The 21,453-nt window shown below is 35.8% G+C and carries 22 protein-coding genes and 1 riboswitch; of the genes, 8 read left to right on the forward strand and 14 right to left on the reverse strand.

Features of this window, described 5'->3' with window-relative positions; genetic code table 11:
- Positions 1-24 precede the first annotated feature (24 nt).
- Positions 25-1,107: an endonuclease/exonuclease/phosphatase family protein gene (locus NBX25_RS16345; RefSeq protein ID WP_250254395.1), complete on the forward strand. Its 1,083-nt coding sequence runs from the start codon at positions 25-27 to the stop codon at positions 1,105-1,107.
- Positions 1,108-1,153: 46 nt separating this feature from the next.
- Here NBX25_RS16345 and NBX25_RS16350 read toward each other — a convergent pair whose 3' ends face one another.
- The 9 genes from NBX25_RS16350 to NBX25_RS16390 form a co-directional block, all read right to left on the reverse strand.
- Complete coding sequence (locus NBX25_RS16350) at positions 1,154-2,209, reverse strand: diphosphomevalonate decarboxylase (protein ID WP_250254396.1); 1,056 nt, start codon at positions 2,207-2,209, stop codon at positions 1,154-1,156.
- Between the two features lie 70 nt (positions 2,210-2,279).
- Complete coding sequence (locus tag NBX25_RS16355) at positions 2,280-4,049, reverse strand: AMP-dependent synthetase/ligase (protein WP_250254397.1); 1,770 nt, start codon at positions 4,047-4,049, stop codon at positions 2,280-2,282.
- Positions 4,046-5,059 (reverse strand): NAD-dependent epimerase/dehydratase family protein, encoded by a 1,014-nt coding sequence (locus NBX25_RS16360; RefSeq protein ID WP_250254398.1) that lies wholly within the window; start codon positions 5,057-5,059, stop codon positions 4,046-4,048. The genes NBX25_RS16355 and NBX25_RS16360 overlap by 4 nt, the downstream gene beginning before the upstream one ends.
- A gap of 452 nt (positions 5,060-5,511) precedes the next feature.
- The gene (locus NBX25_RS16365) at positions 5,512-6,516 is read right to left on the reverse strand and encodes an MvdD family ATP-grasp ribosomal peptide maturase (RefSeq protein WP_250254399.1); all 1,005 of its coding nucleotides are present in this window, start codon (positions 6,514-6,516) and stop codon (positions 5,512-5,514) included.
- The gene (locus NBX25_RS16370) at positions 6,509-7,465 is read right to left on the reverse strand and encodes an MvdC/MvdD family ATP grasp protein (protein ID WP_250254400.1); all 957 of its coding nucleotides are present in this window, start codon (positions 7,463-7,465) and stop codon (positions 6,509-6,511) included. Before NBX25_RS16370 ends, NBX25_RS16365 begins: the two co-directional genes overlap by 8 nt.
- Positions 7,466-7,554: 89 nt before the next feature.
- On the reverse strand, positions 7,555-7,773 hold the full coding sequence (locus NBX25_RS16375; protein ID WP_123857120.1) for a microviridin/marinostatin family tricyclic proteinase inhibitor: 219 nt from the start codon (positions 7,771-7,773) through the stop codon (positions 7,555-7,557).
- A gap of 114 nt (positions 7,774-7,887) precedes the next feature.
- Complete coding sequence (locus NBX25_RS16380; RefSeq protein ID WP_123910691.1) at positions 7,888-8,667, reverse strand: alpha/beta fold hydrolase; 780 nt, start codon at positions 8,665-8,667, stop codon at positions 7,888-7,890.
- A gap of 104 nt (positions 8,668-8,771) precedes the next feature.
- Positions 8,772-9,491: a pyridoxine 5'-phosphate synthase gene (locus tag NBX25_RS16385; RefSeq protein ID WP_123910690.1), complete on the reverse strand. Its 720-nt coding sequence runs from the start codon at positions 9,489-9,491 to the stop codon at positions 8,772-8,774.
- 144 nt (positions 9,492-9,635) lie between these two features.
- Entirely contained in the window at positions 9,636-10,904 is a 1,269-nt protein-coding gene (locus NBX25_RS16390) for a mechanosensitive ion channel family protein (protein ID WP_123910689.1), read from the reverse strand.
- Positions 10,905-11,080: 176 nt separating this feature from the next.
- Here NBX25_RS16390 and NBX25_RS16395 point away from each other — a divergent pair, with 176 nt between their 5' ends.
- Together NBX25_RS16395 and NBX25_RS16400 are read left to right on the forward strand one after the other, a co-directional pair.
- Complete coding sequence (locus NBX25_RS16395) at positions 11,081-11,572, forward strand: DUF456 domain-containing protein (RefSeq protein WP_123910688.1); 492 nt, start codon at positions 11,081-11,083, stop codon at positions 11,570-11,572.
- A 19-nt stretch (positions 11,573-11,591) separates the two neighbouring features.
- On the forward strand, positions 11,592-12,089 hold the full coding sequence (locus tag NBX25_RS16400; RefSeq protein ID WP_250254401.1) for a hypothetical protein: 498 nt from the start codon (positions 11,592-11,594) through the stop codon (positions 12,087-12,089).
- On the opposite strand, the gene NBX25_RS16405 is transcribed toward NBX25_RS16400, so the two are convergent.
- The 3 genes from NBX25_RS16405 to NBX25_RS16415 form a co-directional block, all read right to left on the reverse strand.
- Entirely contained in the window at positions 12,076-12,717 is a 642-nt protein-coding gene (locus NBX25_RS16405) for a uracil-DNA glycosylase (RefSeq protein ID WP_123910686.1), read from the reverse strand. The genes NBX25_RS16400 and NBX25_RS16405 overlap by 14 nt on opposite strands.
- 37 nt (positions 12,718-12,754) lie before the next feature.
- Positions 12,755-13,756, reverse strand: a complete 1,002-nt coding sequence (locus tag NBX25_RS16410; RefSeq protein WP_123910685.1) for an acyltransferase family protein — start codon at positions 13,754-13,756, stop codon at positions 12,755-12,757.
- A 64-nt stretch (positions 13,757-13,820) separates the two neighbouring features.
- The gene (locus NBX25_RS16415) at positions 13,821-14,327 is read right to left on the reverse strand and encodes a GNAT family N-acetyltransferase (protein ID WP_250254402.1); all 507 of its coding nucleotides are present in this window, start codon (positions 14,325-14,327) and stop codon (positions 13,821-13,823) included.
- Between the two features lie 127 nt (positions 14,328-14,454).
- Here NBX25_RS16415 and NBX25_RS16420 point away from each other — a divergent pair, with 127 nt between their 5' ends.
- The 5 genes from NBX25_RS16420 (at position 14,455) to NBX25_RS16440 (ending at position 19,911) form a co-directional block, all read left to right on the forward strand.
- Complete coding sequence (locus tag NBX25_RS16420; RefSeq protein WP_250254403.1) at positions 14,455-16,602, forward strand: endonuclease MutS2; 2,148 nt, start codon at positions 14,455-14,457, stop codon at positions 16,600-16,602.
- Positions 16,603-16,737: 135 nt separating this feature from the next.
- Entirely contained in the window at positions 16,738-17,400 is a 663-nt protein-coding gene (locus NBX25_RS16425; protein ID WP_250254404.1) for a hypothetical protein, read from the forward strand.
- A gap of 33 nt (positions 17,401-17,433) precedes the next feature.
- A complete protein-coding gene (locus NBX25_RS16430; protein ID WP_250254405.1) occupies positions 17,434-18,321 on the forward strand; it encodes a hypothetical protein in 888 nt (295 codons plus the stop codon).
- Between the two features lie 77 nt (positions 18,322-18,398).
- Positions 18,399-19,196, forward strand: coding sequence for a hypothetical protein (locus NBX25_RS16435; protein ID WP_250254406.1), 798 nt, complete (start codon positions 18,399-18,401; stop codon positions 19,194-19,196).
- 34 nt (positions 19,197-19,230) lie between these two features.
- A riboswitch (cobalamin riboswitch) is annotated at positions 19,231-19,411 on the forward strand.
- 116 nt (positions 19,412-19,527) lie between these two features.
- The gene (locus NBX25_RS16440) at positions 19,528-19,911 is read left to right on the forward strand and encodes an acyl-CoA thioesterase (RefSeq protein ID WP_047098292.1); all 384 of its coding nucleotides are present in this window, start codon (positions 19,528-19,530) and stop codon (positions 19,909-19,911) included.
- 47 nt (positions 19,912-19,958) lie between these two features.
- On the opposite strand, the gene NBX25_RS16445 is transcribed toward NBX25_RS16440, so the two are convergent.
- Complete coding sequence (locus tag NBX25_RS16445) at positions 19,959-20,549, reverse strand: HD domain-containing protein (RefSeq protein WP_123910679.1); 591 nt, start codon at positions 20,547-20,549, stop codon at positions 19,959-19,961.
- 1 nt (position 20,550) lies between these two features.
- Positions 20,551-21,249, reverse strand: a complete 699-nt coding sequence (locus tag NBX25_RS16450; RefSeq protein ID WP_164464461.1) for an XAC2610-related protein — start codon at positions 21,247-21,249, stop codon at positions 20,551-20,553.
- Positions 21,250-21,453 lie beyond the last annotated feature (204 nt).

A 21,453-nucleotide genomic window follows, 5' to 3' on the forward strand; every position in this document is an offset into this window, starting at 1 on the left:
TTATTTCAGCCAAAGAATTTTTATATGTGGATTATTTATATGATTCTGACCATACTTTTATTGGTCTTCACTATACTGCCCAAAATTCAGCATTCTCACTGGATATTCCGGGTTCCCGAATTTGCTAAAATACAGGTCACTTATCTTATATTTTTTACTTTTCTATTAGGGTTTATAATTGATTCTACGAAATATTTATGGTATTATCAGGGGTTTCTGTTTGTTTTATTTGTTTATCACAGTCAAACCCTCATTAAATATACTCGCTTCTATCCTGTAAAAAAGCATAGACACCGTTACAAATCCTCGGAAAAACTCCATTTTGTTTCAGCCAATGTGTATCAGTTCAATAATGAATATGAAAGGTTTTCTAAACTTATTGAAAAATATGAGCCTGATTTTTTCATGACCATGGAAAGCAATAGCGATTGGGAAAAAGCAATGAGGAATCTGGAAAAGAAATATCCCTACCAGCACAAAGTAACTCTTGAAAACACTTATGGAATGCACTTCTATTCAAGAATTGAAATCAAGGAAGCCAGAACTCATTATTTTGTAGCAGATGATATTCCGAGCATCGAGGTACACATGGAAACAAATGATGGTTTTTCTTTTGTTTTCTTTGGAGTTCATCCACCACCACCAAGCCCTACAGAGGAGGAAACTTCCAAGGAAAGAGACGGCGATCTTCTAAGCACTGCCAAAAGGGTAAAAGATATCAAAAAACCGGTTATTGTTGTGGGAGATTTCAATAATGTTGCTTGGTCAAGGTCATCCGTGCTTTTCAGAAAAATAAGCCATCTGATTGATCCGAGAATCGGACATTCTTTCGTTTCTACGTTTCATGCCCGATACCGCCTTTTAAGATTTCCTATTGACCTCATGTTTCACAGTGAAGATATTTTCATCAAACAGTTGAAAACATTGGAAAATTTTGGATCAGATCACTTGCCGGTATACTGTGAGTTTTTCATAGACCATCACAATGATGAACAAGAGGAACTGGTAGAAACAGCCAACTCTGAAGAAAAAGCTGAAGCCGAAAAAATGATAAAGGAAGGAAAGCAGGAAGACGGCGAACGCGATGCTGTAGTCACTGAAGATTAACAAAATAGGTGAGCAAAAGCCCACCTATTGAATATTATGTCTGTTTTTAAAACTTCATTACATCCTTCACTACCCCATTCTTTTGAGTGTGTTGTAGTAATTCAGTTTCTATAAATGTTTTGATCTGTTCTTCCGAATCATCCCCCGGGAATAAAAGGTGTACGTTCGCACCTGCGTCCAAGGTAAAGAATAATGGTAAACCAGTATCTCTTCTAAAATCCCATATTTTATTGATGACCTCCAATGTTCCTGTTTTCATCAATATAAAAGCAGGATCGCTCATCATCATCATGGCGTGAAGAGTAAGTGCTTCATGTTCTACCAATTTGATAAAACGTTCCATATCTCCGCTTTTCAGAATTTCCTTCATCGGAACAAAGTTTTCCCTTGCCTCCTGGAATCTTCTTTCTGCATACGGATTGGTCTTCATCAAACCATGTCCTACTGTTGAAGAAACGCTTTTCTGCCCTTCATGAATCAATAATACCCAATCATTGAAATTTTTGAATACCTCATGAATTTCAGTCTCAGGATATTCTACAGCAAATAGATCAGAGCTTCCCTGAACTTCTTCTGTTTCTCCCCACACGATCAATCCGTTGTATAAACTTCTGCATGCACTTCCACTTCCTAATCTGGCTAAAAATGAAGCTTTTCTCAGAGACTCTTCTTCAGAAGTTTTTCCAGTAAATGTTTCATCTAATACCATCAGACATTTAGCTATAGCTCCGAATCCCGAAGCAGAACTTGCAATTCCTGAACTGTGTGGAAATGTATTTTCTGTTCTGATGATGTATTTTCCTTTTAAAATCCATGGAAGATACTGTTCAATATTTTTGAAGTATTTTTCAATCTTTTCAGCAAATTTCACCTCTTCATTTCCTGATAAAAAGGTTTGTACAGAAAAAGGCTCATTAGCCAAAAATTCCATTGTAGTATTGGTTTTACAATGATTTAAAGTATAACTGATACTAGGATTGGCTGGAATCTGATTGTCATATTTCCCCCAATATTTAATCAAAGCAATATTAGAAGGGCAGCTCTCTGAAACCGTTTGTGTATGAATGGTAAAATTTTCTTTTCCTATAAATGGTGTTGTCATAGTTTAATTTAAGTGATACAACTTAAGTATTTAAAGCTTGCTTTCGCATTTTTTGTAGTTGACAAGTCTATCAATACATCTTCTCTATAATATCTGCATATTTTTTAAGAACTACATTTCTTTTCACTTTCAATGTGGGTGTGATTTCTCCAGTATTAATGTCAAATTCTGCCGGCATCAGGGTGAATTTTTTCACTTTCTCATAATCGGCAAGCTGATGTTGCAGCTCCTTAATTTTTTCTTTATAAAGACTGATTATTTTTTCATTTTTTACCGCATCTCCCCAATTTGTAAAAGGAATATTATTCTTTTTAATATAATCCTGTAAGAATTCAAAATTCGGAACGATTAACGCAGAAACAAACTGTCTTCCTTCTGCAATCAGCATGATCTGCTGAATGAAATTATTATTGGTCAGAAGGTTTTCAATCTGTTGTGGAGCAATATATTTTCCGTTAGAAGTCTTCATCAGATCCTTAAGTCGGTCTGTAATAATCAGGTTACCTTTATCATCAATTTTACCTGCATCACCGGTTTTAAACCAGCCGTCTTCCGTAAATACTTTTTGAGTTTCTTCAGGTCTGTTATAATACCCTTTCATAATTCCATTTCCTCTAGCCTGGATTTCATCACTTTCTCCGATACGGATTTCTACCCCCGGTAATGGTTTTCCGCTCGTAGCATGTTCAAAATGCGTTAAAGGGAAAAGAGTCAAAGTAGCTGTAGTTTCTGTTAAACCATATCCAACAGTAACGTGAATTCCCACCGACTCAAAGAACCGGGTTACTTCAGGTGATAACGAAGCCCCTCCACAAGGCAAAAACCATAGTCTTCCTCCCATTTTATTCTTGATCTTACTGAAGACCAGCATATCGGCAATGGATTCTTTTATTTTTAATCCAAAAGGAATCGGTTTCTCATTTCTTCTTAATTCTGCAGTTTCCCACCCTGTTTTCAAAGCCCAGTCAAAAATCTTTTTCTTGAAAGATGATCCTTCTTCTGCCTTTTCTAACACTCCGGCATATACTTTCTGGAAGAACCTCGGTACTGCACACATCGCAGTTGGCTTTACTTCTTCCAAAGCTTTGGCTACATTTTTCGGATCTTCAAGGAAGTACACTCTTGCTCCTCCGTAAAGACATAATAGACTCCAGCTTCTTTCAAAAACGTGACTTAAAGGCAGAAACGCCAATGAAAGTTCTTCTTCAAAGTTTTTAAACTTAAAAAATTCAAAGTGAGAATCAAATGCTTTGATGAAATTACCGTGGGTAAGCATAACACCTTTGGGTGTTCCCGTAGTTCCGGAAGTATAGATAAGTGTTGCGGTATCTTCATCTTCTTTCTTACAGATCTCCAGTTCTGAAGAAGATTTTGCGATAAAGTCTTCAAGATAAAAACTATTGAATTCTTTCTTGATCCATACTGCTTTTTTAGCAATAATAATGGTTTCAAGATGGTTATCCTCTTTGTGTAAAAGTTCCAGACAGGCATCATACTGCATTTGATTTCCTACCAAAACTACCTTAGCTCCGGAATCTTTTATGATATATTCTGCCTGCTCAGCATTATTCGTAGAATAAATAGGAACGGTAATCGCTCCTATAGCCATTGCAGCCAGATCCATAATCATCCATTCAGATGAATTGTCTGAATAAATAGCAACTTTATCGTCTTCCTGAACTCCTGCTTCCTTTAAGGCATTGGCTGTTTTAAAAATAATCTCACTGAATTTCTTCCAGCTCAGCTCTTTCCAGGCTTCTTCTTTCTTTTTAAAACCGATTGCCCCTTTTATAGGATGTTTTTCTACATTTTTAAGGATTATTGCCTCTGCAAGATTCATTTCTTCAGCTTTTTGTCGTTAATATAATTGTTCAGGTGAAAGTCGATGCTCTCTTGTATTGGGATAAACTTGTAATTCAGTTTCTCCCTTACTTTGTGATTGGAAATGGTGTTGAATGAAGATATGGCTTCAATATTTGATTCTGTAGCCATTCTCAATTTGGGAATCAGCCATCCGAACAGGGTATTGGCTAATTTTCCTATATTTAATTGAGATCTTGTAAGAATTCTTGCCTCTTTAAGACCTAATCGGGTTCTGATCTGTTTTGCCAGATCGGAATATCTGTTGTTTTCGGAAACGATGATAAAACGTTCTCCAAAAATATTGTTTTCCATGAGTTCAACGGCTGTTTTAGCAACATCTCTCACATCTACATAAGCAGATCCTCCTGCAAAAGTAAAGCTATTGTCTTCAAAGGTTGAAAACAGTTCACCGCTGCTTTGGGTCCAGTTTCCGCTTCCTACGATCATTCCCGGATTGATGATGACTACATTTAAACCTTCAGCAGACGCTCTCCAGGCTTCCATTTCGGATAAATGCTTGGAAATAGCATAAGCAGAGTGCTCCAGTTTCGGATTAAAATCAGATTCTTCGTCCAACTCTCCTTTTTCATTATAGTTATCTAAAACAGCTACAGAGCTTACATGCAGAAATTTTTTAACATCAGATCCTTCGCAGGCATACAATAAGTTTTCGGTACCTTTAATATTGGTATGATACATTTCTTTTTCATCTTTGGGATGAAAGCTTACTTTTGCGGCACAGTGATAGACCTCATCTACCCCTTTCAAGGCATCTTTTAAGGAATCAATATCATCAAAATCCACATTGATCCATTCGATTTTATTAAAAAAATCATCAGGATTCTCCGTATAAAAGCTGTATGAATGCCTTACTTCGTTTAAATTGCTGCCCGATCTTTTGGAAGCCCGTACGTTTTTACCTCTCTTAAGAAGTTCAAGCACTATTATTCTTCCCAGAATTCCGGTTGCACCCGTTACAAAAACCATTAATTATGTTACTTGATTGCTGACTAAAATATGACAATATTTTCTATCCTACAATTCTTCAGGTTCCTGCAAAAGTTACCCAAAAAACTGCTTTTGCAAATTTGCGATTTTTAAAGCAAAATTCAACTTTATTTAACCAATATTATCATTCTGAAAATCACAAAATTTGAAACTAAAAAAGAGAACCTTATTATTTTAACCACAAAATACACAATTTTTTTTGAACACTAAGAAATGTAAGTTATCAACTTTGTGCATAAGCAGTACCCTTAAGCTTTGTGAAAATTTCCGATTTTCACGAATATTTCTGTTGAAGACGTGAAATATTCCTTTCTTATGTAGAGGTCACAAAAAGTCAAAGAATTTTGATGGGGTGAGACCTACACACATTAAATAAAAAGCCCTGAAAGCATTCAAAAACTTCCAGGACTACTATATAAAAAGTTAATCATTTATACCATTACCACATTATCTCTTCTTGGAGCTTTGTCACAAAGAACATCTGCAATACTTTTAGAGATAAGGTTTGCTTCGGTAAGATTATCCAGCCAGAAAAATTCTCCCGCAGCATTGATTTCGATGAAATAATATTCATCTTCAGGAGAAACGATAATATCTATTGCTCCATAGTCTACATTGTAAATATCAAGAAGCTCCAGAAGCTTTTCTTTAACATCAGTGGGAAGTTCCGTCTGTGTCCATTTATCCAGCAGATTAACTCCATCTTTTCTCCAGTCCACTTTAGCATCTTCAAACTGCTGAGAATCCACTTCAAAAGCATACACATCTCTTCCTACAATGGTAACCCGAAGTTCTTTTTTCTTCTGGATCATTTTCTGGAACTGCATTGGACAGTATAGCAGTGAATCCAGTTCTTCAAGTTTATCTTCACTCACAATATTAGTGAAGACCACATTTTCCACTCCGTTTTCATAGATGGCAAAGCCTGTTTGCATTTTGGCTACTACATTCTGATGCTTCAGAATAAACTGTTTGGCTTCTTCAGGATTATTCGTCAGACAGGTTTCCGGAATGGTAAGTCCGATTTTCTGAGCGATTTTCAATTGTTCTTCCTTACTGTCCAACCTTCTATAAACACTTGGTTTTCCTAATGCATACACATCAATAGATTCAAAGAATCCGAATAATGTATTGCGGATCTCTCCCATTGCTGCACTATAAAACTTAGGATCCATTTCCTCCTTTAGTCCTTTTCCTATATTGTAAGCCCGGCGGTACCAGACTGCTGAAATATCATTCAAACGGTATTTTTTTTCAGAGGTTTCAAGAAATGTCACCCATGCTCCGTCCTGAAAAACAGTGGACAGTTTATTATGTAAAGGATATAGGTCAACATCAAAGCGAATAACCTCGCAATCGTTTTCTTTGATATATTCCGTTACTTTTTCAATGGAAAAATTATCTGCAGTATGTGTTATAATTAAGATTTTATTCATGGATATTAATTCTTTTAATAAGATTATCAGCAATTCTTTCTGCTATGGGAAACCTTAGTTCTTTTTCAAGCATTCCCCACTCTCCCTGTGGATTAACTTCGAGGAAATAATATTTTCCATCTTTTCCCCGGATCATGTCAATAGCGCCTGTATACAATCCCATTTCCTTCATCATCGAAATCAGATTTGTTTTGATCTCATCAGGCAATTCATAAGCGATCCAAAAATAGCCTTCGTGACTTACTCTCCAATCTGCATTTTCACTGTTATTGATCTTTCCTGTAAAAAACGCTCCATCTACATACATAATCCTCAATTCATATTCTTTATCAATATAGGGCTGGAAAATCATAGGACAATAGATAATATCTGAAAGGTTCTCCAATGTATCCCGTTCAATCACCATTGTGGAGACCAAATTTTCACCACTCATTGTTTTGCGGGTTACCCCATGAAGTTTAGCAATTGCTTTTCCTGAACAATGCTGGTCAAAAAAAGCTTTTACTTTTTCTTCATCATTAGAAAAAAGGGTTGGTGGAGTGGTCAAGTTATTTCGCTGAGCTATTTTTAGCTGAAGCATTTTATTCCCGTCTATTTTCTTTTCATTCTCGTAAGGATTGATCCATGGAAGATGCTCCAGTTGGGTAAACAGATTGTAACGGAGACTTGCATATTCATTTCGAAAGATTTTTTCATATTCCTGATCCAGTTCTTCCGGAACGCTGATCTGCCATGCTTTTCTATGCCATACTCCTGTAATATCATCAGAATGGATAGAGTTCCCATCCTCATCCGCTATCTCAAATGAATTCTCATTGATGCTGATCTTCTGAAAATGGTTCAATTGGTCAGAATTCAGCCTGAAATATGGAATATTTTTAGATGAAAGGTGTTGAAAGAAACGATCAATAGTATAGAAATCCTGTGAGTGGGTAATACAGAGAATCATTTGCCGTTGTTATTAAAAAGGGAAACTTAACCTGTTAAGTTTCCCCCTTTGTTACAATTTTGTTAATATGTTACTGTAAAATAATCATTTTATAGCTGAGCGGCATCATCATCACCATCAGAAGGATATTTCATAGTATGCTCCATATCGTTTAACTTAGAAGTTACATCATCGATAATCGGCTTTGTAATAACATCCCTTTCTGGAATTGTGATATTCGTTCCTCCTTTTACTGTTTCCGGATCTTTAAGTTGTTTTTCAAGAAATGACGCGAAAAACGGTTTCTTTTTTGAGTTTTTGTTTTCCATAAGTTAATATGTTTGTTTATTTGATAATCGAATGTACAAAAATTTCAACTCATGGAGAAATAAATAAACACTTTAAGATAATTTTAACATATTATCAAAGCATAAAGTATATTTTTAATTCAAACCAAGAAATTGCTTAACAACTATAGCAAAATCAACAGGGTTTTCAGCCTGAACCCAATGCCCTGCATTCTTAATGGTTATAATCTTCGCTTTTGGAAATTGCTGTTTGATTCCATATTCATCCTGTGGAAGAATATAGTTAGACTTCTCTCCTGCTATAAATAAAGCTTCTCCTTCAAAAACACCAAATTTAACAGCATTGGATACGAATTCATTATACTTCTCAGACAAGGTTTTAAGATTGAATCTCCAGTTCAGCTTTTTATTATCATCCCAGTATAGATTCTTTGTTAAAAACTGTATTGTTGATTTTTCAGGAATGTACTGATTCAACACAGCCTCCACATCATTTCTTGAACCTACCGTATTAAAATCTACCGTTTCCAGAGCTTTGATGATTCCCTGATGATGGGGTGGATAAGCTTTTGGTGAAATATCTACAACGATCAGCTTCTCTACTTTTCCGGGATACTTTATAGCAAACTGCATCACTGCTTTCCCGCCTAAAGAATGGCCTAAAACATGAGCCTTCTGAATGCCATAATGTTCCATATAACGAACTATGTCATCTGCCAAATCATCATGGGACATATCATCGGAATGAAAACTTCTTCCGTGGTTTCTGAGATCAATAAGATGCACGGGAAGATATTCTCCAAGGTCTTTCCCGAAACTTCCCCAGTTATCAAGCATTCCAAATAGCCCATGGAATACTAAAAGCGGCGTAGCGCTAGAACCTTCGCCAAATATTTTTGAGTTTAAGATTTCCATATTTTCTTTAAATAATAGATTTCAGATACAGATTCCAGATAATTCCAGTAGCATCACATACTACTAAGGTCTGCCTTCCGATGTCTGGTATCTTGTATTCATTATTACCATGTTGCCAATCTCTTCAAATAAGACTGAACTGTATTTTCCAAGCCCATATATAATGCTTCAGAAACCAAAGCATGTCCGATGGATACTTCTAATAAGTTAGGAATAGTATCTGCAAAATATTTCAGATTCTCTAAGCTTAGATCGTGACCGGCATTGATCCCCAAACCGAATTCATTAGCTACAACGGCAGTATCATAATAAGGTTTGATCGCCTGTTCTTTATTAGACAGATAGTTTTTTGCATAGGCTTCTGTATAAAGTTCAATTCTGTCTGCTCCAGTCTTTGCAGCATACTCTACCAACTCAGGTAAAGGATCAAGAAAGATAGAGGTACGGATGCCTGCATTCTTAAATTCTGCAATAATCTCAGTAAGATAATCAAGGTGTCTTTTAGTATCCCAACCTGCATTGGAAGTAATGGCATCATCGGCATCCGGAACCAGAGTTACTTGTTCAGGCTTCACATCCAATACCATATCAATAAAAGACTGATGTGGATTTCCTTCGATATTAAACTCAGTCGTCACCAATGGTTTCAAATCATAGACATCTTTTCTTGTAATGTGCCTTTCATCCGGTCTTGGGTGAATCGTAATTCCCTGACCTCCGAATTCCTGAATTTTTATAGCAGCCTCTGTCACACTTGGTGTTTCACCTCCTCTTGCATTTCTTAATGTCGCAATCTTATTGATGTTTACGCTTAGTTTTGTCATTTTTATATTTAGATGTTAGATAGCAGAAGTTAGAAGGTGGAAGATGGAAGCCTGGAGGTTACCCGGACCTATTACTTCTTCTTGGCGTTCTAATTTCTTTATCATTTAAAATTGTTTTTTTGAGAACAGTTAAATTTCCTGTTTTTATACTTTAATACTTACCTGCATTACCTGAAGTTCAAACTCTTTGGAGGCCACGAGTAAATGATCGAAAATATCAGCCTGAATCTGCTCGAAATGTTCCCATTTAGAATCATTCGCAAAACAATACACTTCAAGCGGAAGACCTTGCGGAGTAATTTCCAGCTGACGAACCATTCTTGTTGCATTTTTTTCAATATCTGGATCATTTTCTATATATCTCTGTGCATAATATCTGAAAACTCCAATATTGGTAAGCTGCCTTCCGTTAATAGTCTTGTCATTATTGCTCAGGCTCTCTTTTTCTCTCCTGATTTCCACTCTTTTTTGTTCAAGATAATCTGCAATAAGATTAATTTCTTTTAACCGTTCAATATCCTCATCCGTAAGAAACTTAAAGGAATTGATATTAAAATAAATAGATTTCTTAATTCTCCTGTTATTGGATTCGGACATGATCTGCATGTTTTTGATCTCCGTAGTCAGGAAATCATAGGTAGGAATGGTAGAAACCGTTTTATCAAAATTGGTAATTTTTGTAGTCAGAAGGCTGATCTCTGTAATATTGCCTTCTATACTGTATTTGGGAATGCTGATCCAGTCTCCCACTTTCATATTCTTGGAAGTTGCTACATGAATCCCCGTTACAAACCCTAAGATCGTATCCCTGAAAACGAGTACCAAAACAGCTGTAATAGCTCCCAAACTTCCTACAATGGTTGTTCCTTTGATCCCGAAGACCACACAAATACCTACAACCGTAAACACAAAGAGTCCAAGGATTTTTACGGTTTCTGAAATGGCATTTAATGCCATAATTTTATAGAAATCCTGCTTGATAGAAAAGTAATTTCTCAATGCTGTTAATGATCTGTATAGCATGCCTGCAAGAATCATTACTAATCCCAGATTAACACATCGTATGATGAAAATTGTTGTTTTGGGCAATGCTCCTTCTGGGAAAATAGAGCCTTGGATTCCACCAACAATAGTCAGCGCGGCAAAATGAGCGACCGAATTGGTAATTTTGGATTGATAGATGGATTTAAGGACCGGAAATTTTTCTTCGTTGTGAAAAAGGCGGAAAATAAAATTGATAACAAATTTAAAAACAAAGTCTACAATTAAGAATACCGCACAAAGCAGCGCCAGCTTTACAATGATATGAATAATCCAATCTAACCCAGAGGGTGAGATCTGAGTAATATAAATGTATAACTGTTCGCTTATTTCCTGCAAATAGTTCTTGGTATCCTGTAGGTCATCTTTCATTACAGCAAATTTATAAAATTAAGGATGATGATGTTACTATTCACAATCAATTTTCATCCCAAATTTCAAAACGGTAGTAAAATTTCTTTATACCACTCAGGAAACTCCTGTATTTTCATAATCAGGCCTATTTGTTGAATCACTCAGGTTTCATATCTTCGTTTATATTTTAAAGAATGGATACAACTGTCATTAATATTCTCTGTCTTGTTTTATTGTTTGTCGGAATATTGGGAACATTTCTCCCTGTTTTACCAGGACTTTTATTAAGTATTTGCGGTTTACTGATCTACAAATTCGGGACAGATGCTGATCTTCCCATGCTCTATGTTTGGGCTTTCGGAATCCTCACAGCTGCCTCTGTGGTTTTAAGCTATGTGATTCCCGCAAGAACCAACAGAAAATATGGCGGAACACGTTGGGGAAGCATTGGTTCTGTAATAGGAACTATTGTGGGAATATTCATTCCGATTCCGTTAGGCTTTCTGGTTGGAATGTTTGCAGGCGTATTTATTGGTGAAATGCTTCATGACAGCAAGGATATGAACAAAGCTTTACAATCTACTAAAGGGGCTTTAATCGGTTTTATCTACGGCACCGGCTTTAGTTTCGTAGTAGGTGTGGCAATGTTTTTGGTAGTACTTCTTAATATGTTTGATATTATTTAACTCAAAAAAAGAAAAAATCATGTTCCATAAAGCCCTCATACTTAGCCTGGGAATTTTCGCATTAACGGGATGCGATGCCCAAAAGAAAACAAAAGCAGACACAAAAGCCCCTGAAATGACAACCAATACAAAGTCTAATGATCAGAAGAATGATCTCATTTACCTGAATGAAGGAGAAAATAAATTCCTGAAAGAATATCAGATGAATATTACTTTCAAAGGGGTTTCTGAAGACAGCCGTTGCCCTGAAGGAGTAAATTGTATCTGGGCCGGAGTGGCTCTTGCACAAGTAGAAGTCATGGGAACCTCTACCCGACCTGTACTTTTGAACCTTGCAAGCATGGACTTTCCCAATCGAAACTATCGCCAATCGGCAGATTTCAACGGTTATACTATTACTTTACAAGAGGTAACTCCATATCCTAAATCAGAAGGAGCTACAGCATTAAATGGAAAATATAAAATAGGAGTCAGTATTAAAAAAGCCGGGGCTTCATCTGGCACTACCACGAAATAGGCTTTTTCCCTTTGGAAACAAGATATTCATTAATTTTTGAGAAAGGCTTGCTTCCGAAGAATCCTCTATAAACAGAAAACGGTGACGGATGTGCCGATTTCAATATAAAATGCTTAGCCGGATCAATGAGTTCGGCTTTTTTCTGTGCAAAAGCACCCCATAATACGAAGACTACATTTTCTTTTTTATCTGAAATTTCCTTGATGATAAAGTTGGTAAATTGTTCCCAACCAAGATCTTTATGAGAATTTGGGGTATGTGCCCGTACCGTTAATGTTGCATTTAGCAAAAGAACCCCCTGTTTCCCCCAGTCATCTAATTCTTTGGAAGTTCTTATCACTCCAAGATCATCTTTTAGTTCGATAAAAATATTTTTAAGGGATGGCGGCGCTGTAACCTGCTCAGAAACAGAAAAACACAACCCATTAGCCTGATAATCGTTATGATAAGGATCCTGACCAATAATCACTACCTCAACATCCTCAAACGGGGTCAGTTCCAACGCTCTGAAGATTTGATTTTTAGGAGGAAAAACTTTGGTGGTTGCATATTCGTTCTTTACTTTTCCCCAAAGGGTTGTAAAGTATTCAGTGCTTTTTATCGGGGCTAAAATTTCTGTCCAGGTCATATTGCAAAAGTAATTAATATTAAAATAAAAGCATAATTCAGACTTTAAATATCTTCACTTTTCTTTCAATTAAAATATAGGAAAAATAAGATAAAACAATAGATAAACCTATCAATAGAAAGCTATTCAGAAGCTCAGAGGAAAGAAATACCAATCTCTCTCTCAGGACGATATAATGAATAATATACAGTGAATAAGAAATATTCCCCAGAAAATATACCACCCCACTTCCTAAAAACCTTTTGATCATATTATCTTCACCATCATATAACTGTTTAATCATAATTGCTGATAATAATGGGATAAAGAAGAGTCCTTTTTCTGTGTATAGTAATAACAGAGAAAGAATTAATACAATATAAATAACTATTTTTTTTCGCAATCCGGTACCTGCTAAAAAAGCAGCCCCTATTCCCAACAGGTAAGATGATACTGTTCGTACCAAAGAATTTAAACCATAAGTAATATCAAGATAGTCTGAAGATTTAATCATCTGCATCCGCATGTCTGAGCCTAAATATAGTTGATCAGGAAGATATGGGAGAATCACTCTTAAAACCAAGCCTGAAATAATCAATATTTCACTGCGTATTTTATACCGAACGATGAAGAAAAGCAGAAAAGGAAATATCAGATAACAAATCCATTCTGTGCTTAATGACCAATAGACCGTACCTAATGAATAATTGGGATTAAAAAAACACTGTAATAAAGCGGCATTAACTAAAAATTTGGTTTTTGAAGTTTCAATCAGAAATAGAGCAATAAAAATAACAGATACAATATAGACCGGATAAATCCTGTTTACTCTTTTCTTATAAAACTTCTGTACCGCGCTAAAATTTAAGGTTTTAAATTTATCAGCATAAGAAATTGCCAGTAAAAATGCGCTTAAGACAAAAAAGATATCTACCGCAACATAGCCTTTCTTAACAACAGTCTGAATAAGATCCGTCTTAAAATGACTAAAATGAAAAAAAGTGACCCATAATGCTACAATTCCCCTTAACCCGGTTAAGGACTTTATTTCATTTTTCATATATTGTGTATACTCTCAATCTGTTTGAGGCTAAAGATAGAAAAAAAACTGATGGATTGAATGTTTAGTCTCTTTTTAAGCTAAAAATAATATTGTCGGGATTATCTTCGTCTTTTTGATCTTCTTCAAGGGTAAAATGATATTTTAAAAGAAGCTGTTTAGAATTTTCATTGAATCTGCTTGTGATGGCTAAAACTTCCAGCAATTGCAATTCATTATATCCATAATTTAAAACAGCATTTAGAGCTTCGGACATAAGTCCTTTTCGATGATATTCTGGTAATAGTTCATAACCAACCTCAGCTGTTTCTCTGTCCTCCGAAAATTTCCATAAACAAATAGTTCCGATGAGATTGGGAGTGTCTTTATATGAAATTCCCCAGAAAACAATCTCTTTATTTTGAGTTTTCCTCTTAATATGCAGGATAAATTCCAAAGCATCATAGTTGGTTTTTGGATAATTCCTTTTCACATATTGGTTGATAATCTCATTACTTCTGATTCGAAGAATATCCTCTATATGACCTTCATGGATCTCTTTTAAGACCAGTCTTTCTGTTTCCAGTTTCATATTTTCATTAAAAATTATCATTAAATCTTTGAAAAGAAATACAGAATAAGGAATAATTCTTCCATCAATCTATTTTGTAAATCACTCAAATATACGTAATAATCAAAATTCTCACTAAATTTGCACTGTGTATATAGATAAAGAAGATTTAGACGAATTAGAGTTTCCGCAATTGCTCGCGGAAATTTCCCCATTTGCGTATTCTCCGAAAACAAGAGAAAAAATTCTTCAACTTCGTCCGATGGAAATTGACGAGGCGGAACTTTCATTGAAAAAAACATCAGAATATCTGTCGAGTTTTGAAAGTTCAAATGCAATTCCGTTTGATGAGTATGAAGATATTGAAAGTGAGCTGAAACTGATGCTGATTGAGAACTACCGTCTGGAAAACAGTGCTTTCATTAAAATAAAAACCATCACGGAACAGATCGGAAGATTACAGAAGTTCTTCCCTACTATGCCGGAAACGTTTCCTACTTTATTGGAAGAGGTTTCTGTCCTGGAATTCAGAAAAGAGATCATCGACAAAGTAGATAAGGTATTCAACCGTTTTGGTGAGGTAAAAAGTGAGGCATCCCCAGCTTTAAAAGGGATAAGAACTGAGATCCAGCATGCTAAAAAAGCGATTCAGGAAAACTTTAACCGTGCTCTGACTACGTATGGACAGAGTGATTTTTTGGATGATATAAGGGAAACAATTATTGACGACCAAAGGGTGTTGGCGGTAAAATCAGGATTTAAGAAAAGAGTTCCGGGCAGAACCCTGGGCATTTCAAAAACCGGTTCTATCACCTATATCCAGCCGGACAGTGTTGTAAAACATTATTTCAAACTTCGTGAAAATGAAGAGGAAGAGAAAAAAGAGATTGATAAAGTTTTAAGAACGCTTACTGCTGAACTGGCAGAATTCCAGCCTCAACTTTGGAGATATCAGGTGTATATTTTTGATCTTGACCTGGTAATGGCTAAAGCTAAGTTTGCTGAGCTTATCAACGGTGTTCTTCCAAAGATCAACCGTCATAGAACATTGAGACTGAAGGATGCTTTCCATCCATTATTATGGTTGAGAAATAAGGTAGAGAACAAAACAATTCACCCACAAACCCTGGCTTTAACGGATCATAATAGAATTATATGTATTTCCGGACCTAATGCTGGTGGAAAATCAATTACATTAAAGACTGTAGGCTTGCTGCAATTGATGATTCAAAGTGGGATTCTGGTCCCTGTTCATCCAAAGTCCGAAATGTTTTTCTTTGAAAAGATCATGACTGATATAGGTGATAATCAATCTATTGAAAACCATCTATCCACTTATTCATCAAGATTAAAGAAAATGTCCGGAATCATCCGTGAGGCTGATGCGAATACACTTTTACTGATTGATGAGTTTGGAACGGGTTCTGATCCTGAATTGGGAGGTGCTTTGGCTGAAAGTTTTATGGAATTTTTCTATGATAAGAAAAGTTTTGCAATCATTACAACCCATTATACCAATATTAAATTGGTTATAGAACAGCTTCCGAATGCTCAGAACGCGGCAATGCTTTTCAATGAAGAAACCCTGGAACCCATGTATAAACTGGAAGTTGGACAGGCAGGAAGTTCTTTTACTTTTGAAGTGGCTGAAAAGAATAAAATCCCAAGGTTCATCATTCATTCTGCTAAGAAAAAGGTAGAACATGACATTGTGAATCTTGATAAAACGATTGTAAAGCTTCAACAGGAGAAATTTGAGGTTGAAAAACTGAAATCGGATCTTGCAGAAAGAAAAGAATCTGTAGAAGACAAGCGTGATAATCTTCAGAAACTGAATGACCAGCTTCAGCAGAAACTATTCAATTTCCAGAAACTTTACGAAGAGGAACACCGTAAGCTTCAATTCGGAAACAAGATTGAAACGTTCATTGACAGCTATACAAAAGGAAAATCCAGAAAAGATGTGGTGAAGGACTTTGTGAAATTGCTCGAACAGGAAAAATTCAGAAAGATTGGTGCTGATAAGGATGAATCCAAACGTCTTCAGGTGGTTAAGAGAAAGATCACCCAACAGCTTAAAAAGGAAGAAGTAATTGAAAAAATTGCTGAAACCAACGAAAAACTGGAAGAAAAACGCAAGAGTGACCGCGAAATATGGATGAAAATAGGGCAGCGTGTCCGAATTACCGGAAGTACCAGCGTAGGAACGATTGAGAAAATCTCCAGAAATAAAGTGATTGTCAATTACGGAACTTTCAAAACGACAATTGATGCAGATGAACTAGAGAGAATTTAATCCATTTGAAAATGGATCAATTTGAGAGTTTGAAAATTAACTGAATACAATAATGGAAGAGAGTGTCTGAGGATGCTCTCTTTTCTTTTGTATATTCTCATGAGAATTTCTTATTTTTAACAAAAAACAATAATTATGAAGCCATTAAAAGTATTATCAGACCTTATTCCAATACCAAGTTACACCGTCATTATTCTATGTTTTTTCTTTCCTTTTTTCCTGATAAAGTGTGGTGATACCACCTTAATGTCTATTAAGGGAACAGATTTGGTAACAGGTGTTTCCAAGCAAGCAATGAATGATCGTATGAAGGAGAATTTGAAAAAAAACGCTCCCTTTGGGTCCGCTTTTGGAAATGATTCTGATGACTCATCGTCAAATGCTAACAGCGAGTATTCACCACTTAATGCTTCCAATGATAAAAATAACAAAGAGAATATTCCCCCAAGTCCGTTTATCATTCTTGCTTTTTTAGCTGCCATTGCAGGAATTGTCATTCATCTGATAAAAAGTATTAAGAAAAAATATATCTATCATATTGCCATTTCCCTGTTGGGTCTTATCTCTTTATTAACTTTCTATTTAACATTCCAATCCAAGATGGAAGGTCTTGGAAATAATAAAGTTGGAATGGGATTAGGCGGCGGCGTCACCATCAGCTATGGTTTTGGGACTGCCTTTTATGTATGTGGAGCGTTGTTCCTGCTCGTGCTTCTTTTCTTCGGGGTCTTTTCCTATTATCTTAAAAATGATCCGAAGGCTATTTATGACTCGTCAAATCAGAGGTCAGAATCTTAACACAAGATTTGTAGATAAAACCATTATTCTAACATGTACAAGATCTATCGCTCAGTATTTTTAATTGGGATTTTCAGTATTTCGTCTTTTGTGAATGCCCAGCAGAAAACACCAAATCCTGCACAAAAATTCAGTACGATAAAAATTGATGATATTTCAAAGGAAAACCTAATTACACCTACTTATGAGACCCTGGTTTCCTATGCCAAACAAAAGCAGCCTGTCAATGGGATATTTTACACCGCAACCTATAATCAAGACACCAATACACATAGTGTAGAATTGAAAGACAAAGCTGACAGCCTTATTCCATTAACCTCTTATGAATTCAAGGACGGAATAATCAGCTCTATTATGACAGGTAAAAGAGATACACAAAAGTATACAAGAACAACTGAAAATTCAGGTTATACCCAGCAATTCTCTAACGCAATTCAGACCCAAATTGACTTCTATAAAAATGGCTTAATTCATACCATAAGACATTTTGGATATGGAGTAAAAGCTTCCGGCTATCCGGTAGGGATATGGTATGCCTATTCTGAAGATGGTACATTACAAAAGAAAATAGACCATGACTCTCATTTCAGAATGAGTTTTTATGACCTTCTGGCTATAGGAGATTCATACGGCTTTCCTAATATAGGTATCACTAGAGCTTTTAATGATATTCATTCCTATTGGTACATCTTTCTCAATCCACATCCAGAAGACAGAACGACGAAAGAGATAACAATATTGGTAGATGATAAAACAGGGCAAATAATATACAGTATCACTAATGAACAACAAAAATATTTGAAAACTAAAGCCTATGACAGACTAAACCTTAGCAAAGAATCCCTGGAATGGGTACTGGAGAATGATAAGTACCATATTCCTGATGAAGAATTTTATAAATTATTTAGAGGGTATTGGTAATTTCAATAAATACCTTTTTATTTTACCCATCCAAAAAACATTTAATTTATATATTTGGGGATCTAAAATTTGTTAAGATGATTTCAGTAAACAAGACATTGTACCTGTCTGCTTTCAGTTTTTTTTCTTTAGCCTTCGTCAAAGGACAGAATAAAGTTCCTTTTGGTGTTGTAAAAGCTGAAGAAGGCTATGCCAATGTTCGTGTGCATAAGGATAATTACAGGAAAATTGTAGATAAGATCCGCATGCGCAAAGGGGATGTTTTTGTTTATGTAAAGCCTGCTCCCGGAGAAACGGAATGGATCTGGATCAAATATCCTGAAAAGCAGGACGATGACAAACCTTTTGTACGCTATGAAACCCTTGACAAAGAAGGAATGGTGAACAAAGAGCGTATTGCCTTTGTTGATCAGCTTCCCGCCTATACACCTTCTAAATCTAAAAACGGAAAATCACTGATCTTTACAGATAATTCTGACCCTAAAATTCCTACTGCCCAGAGAAGTAAAGTGGTGATTGACATATATCCATCTAATGCCAGTTACCGTAAAAAGGAAAAAGATGCCGAAGGAAAGCTTCTTACCATTGATAAAGTAAAACCATGGGGAATTGGAAATGATCTTCCTGAAGGAATGACGGAGATTAAATCAATCAGACTTCAACAACCTGGAAGAGGTTCTGTTTTCGTGAGAGAAGCCATCAAAAATATGTTCCAGCCTACCATGGATTTCAACAATATTGGAGTAACTTCTCTGGACAATGACAACATTTTCCTTTACATGATCAATGGTTCCGGCGAAAACAGATATACAACCCTATGGACTATCAAGAAGGGAAGAGTAATCAGCCAGATTATTTATCATAATCCGGAATAAATTCATTAATTTTGCAGCCGAAAAAGTTTTACGCTTATTCATCATAGAAACTGGTTCTGCATAACCGCAGATTAAAAGGGAACCGTGTGAAAATCACGGACTGTCGCGCAACTGTAAGTAACTGAAATCTTTATCAAAAGATCCACTGTGCGAGGCATGGGAAGGAGATAAAAGATGTTACAAGTCAGGAGACCTGCCGATTTCTTAAACAAGAAACTTTCGCGATTTGAAGTTTTATTGATCTGATGGATTCTTTCAGGGGCCTCCAACGTTCCTGTCATTATTCTGTTGTTTTGATACGATTTCATTTCGCCTTAATTAATAATGAAATATGACTACAGAAGAAAGAATTGAAGCTGCAGAAACCAGAATCTTTAAAGCGGTTTTCCCTAACACAACCAATCATTACGATACTCTTTTCGGAGGTACAGCCATGCAGCTTATGGATGAAGTAGCCTTTATTGCTGCGACCCGTTTCGCAAGAAAAAGAGTGGTAACAGTAAGCAGTGACAAAATCGATTTTAAAAAACCAATTCCTGCAGGAACAATTGTAGAACTGATCGGAAAAGTTTCATATGTTGGAAAAACCAGTATGAAAGTAAGTGTTGAGATCTACACAGAACAAATGTACTCTTACGAAAGAGAAAAAGCAATTGTGGGAGACTTTACTTTTGTAGCAATTGATGAATTCAAGAAACCAATCCAGATCTTATAAATAAAAGTTTCGGGCGGCCTTTGGCCGCCCGAAACTTTTCATACTATTTATTTTAAAACTTTTTCCGTTTCCAGACCTTTCCTCAGTAACAGTTCAAAGGCCTCTCCCATTTCATCCGAAGCTCTGGTAATGGCATTTTCAAGCATATTTCTGATCTGCTTTTCGGTAACCCCAGCCTCTGTCCAGCTTTTTCCTGAAGTATAGGAATTCAGAATAAAAGGCATAATCCTGTCAATAGAACAGGCAAAAATGGCATCCGGAGTTGCCTCTTCCTCAAACTCAAGCCATAGATTAAAGAATTCCGACCGTAAAGGCTCATCCAGAATTCCGAAAATTTTCTGTGCAGACATCTTTTCTCTTTCAAACTTTCCAACCATAGCAGCTTCGTCGAAAAGAAAAGTATCACCCGCTTCAATTTCGACAAGGTCATGAATGGAAAGCATTCTTATCACTCTCAACAAATCAATATCCATACGGTTTTTAGCATAGGGATAAAGGATTTGGGCCAGAATAATGATCTGCCAGGAGTGTTCTGCTGTATTCTCTCTTCTGGAATCATCTGCATTGTAATTTCTTCTCTGTACATTTTTCAGGGCATCAACAGCCAGGATAAAATCGATTTCTTTCTGGATTTTCATTTTACTTTCCTCTATTATATTGATCTGATGGATATACCTTGGTTCTGGTAGTCCACTTATTATTCTTTTTTTCTTTGATGATAACTTTCACATAGCCATCTTCGCTTTCGTCTTCTTCTTTTTCAAGCACTTTATCGAGTCCTTTATTTGGAATGACTTCATATTCTGTAGTAAAAAAATTACAACATCCGGATTTTCCAAAGGCAATAAGGCGTTTACGAACCGGATCTGTTTCAAAAAAATCAAAATTATCTGATCCCAACTCTGTAAGTTCTTTACTTTTTACAAACGACATTCTGGTACTATTGAATACATATACATCATAAGATGCTGAACTGTAATTCCCCATATTTCCATTTCTTATCGCCAGATCTTCGGTTCCGTCAAAATTAAAGTCACCAAAAATCACAGGGCTTTGTTCATTTGTTAGGGCTATTACTTTTCCACGCTCCAGTCTCTGTCCTTTTCCAAGTTTTAAAACCAGATTATCTGATGTAAAGCTCTGCACTTTACTGTTTTTATTATCAAATACCTCAACAGTTCCTTTATCCATACATTGGTCATCGAAACAATTGTCTATATGAATGATAGCATTATAATTTTTGGATGCCTCTTTAACTTCAAATTGATATTGTCCAAAACATAAAGGACCTAATAGCATAAAAGCGGATATACTCCTGTAATAATTCAAAATATTCATGTTCATAGTAATATTGGATTCAAATGTTTTATAAAAAACTTTCAAACAAAAATACGAATCATAGTTCCGATTTCAAAACTCATAAAGAACGAATTATGATCAATGAGTTGTTTTGGAAATATTTAATATACAGGTATAGGAAAGTAAATACTTTCAGAATTAATGGTGGTTTTATGTTATTATAAAAGATAGCCCTTAAAATAT

Source organism: Chryseobacterium sp. Marseille-Q3244 (assembly GCF_940807095.1).
Lineage (GTDB): Bacteria > Bacteroidota > Bacteroidia > Flavobacteriales > Weeksellaceae > Chryseobacterium.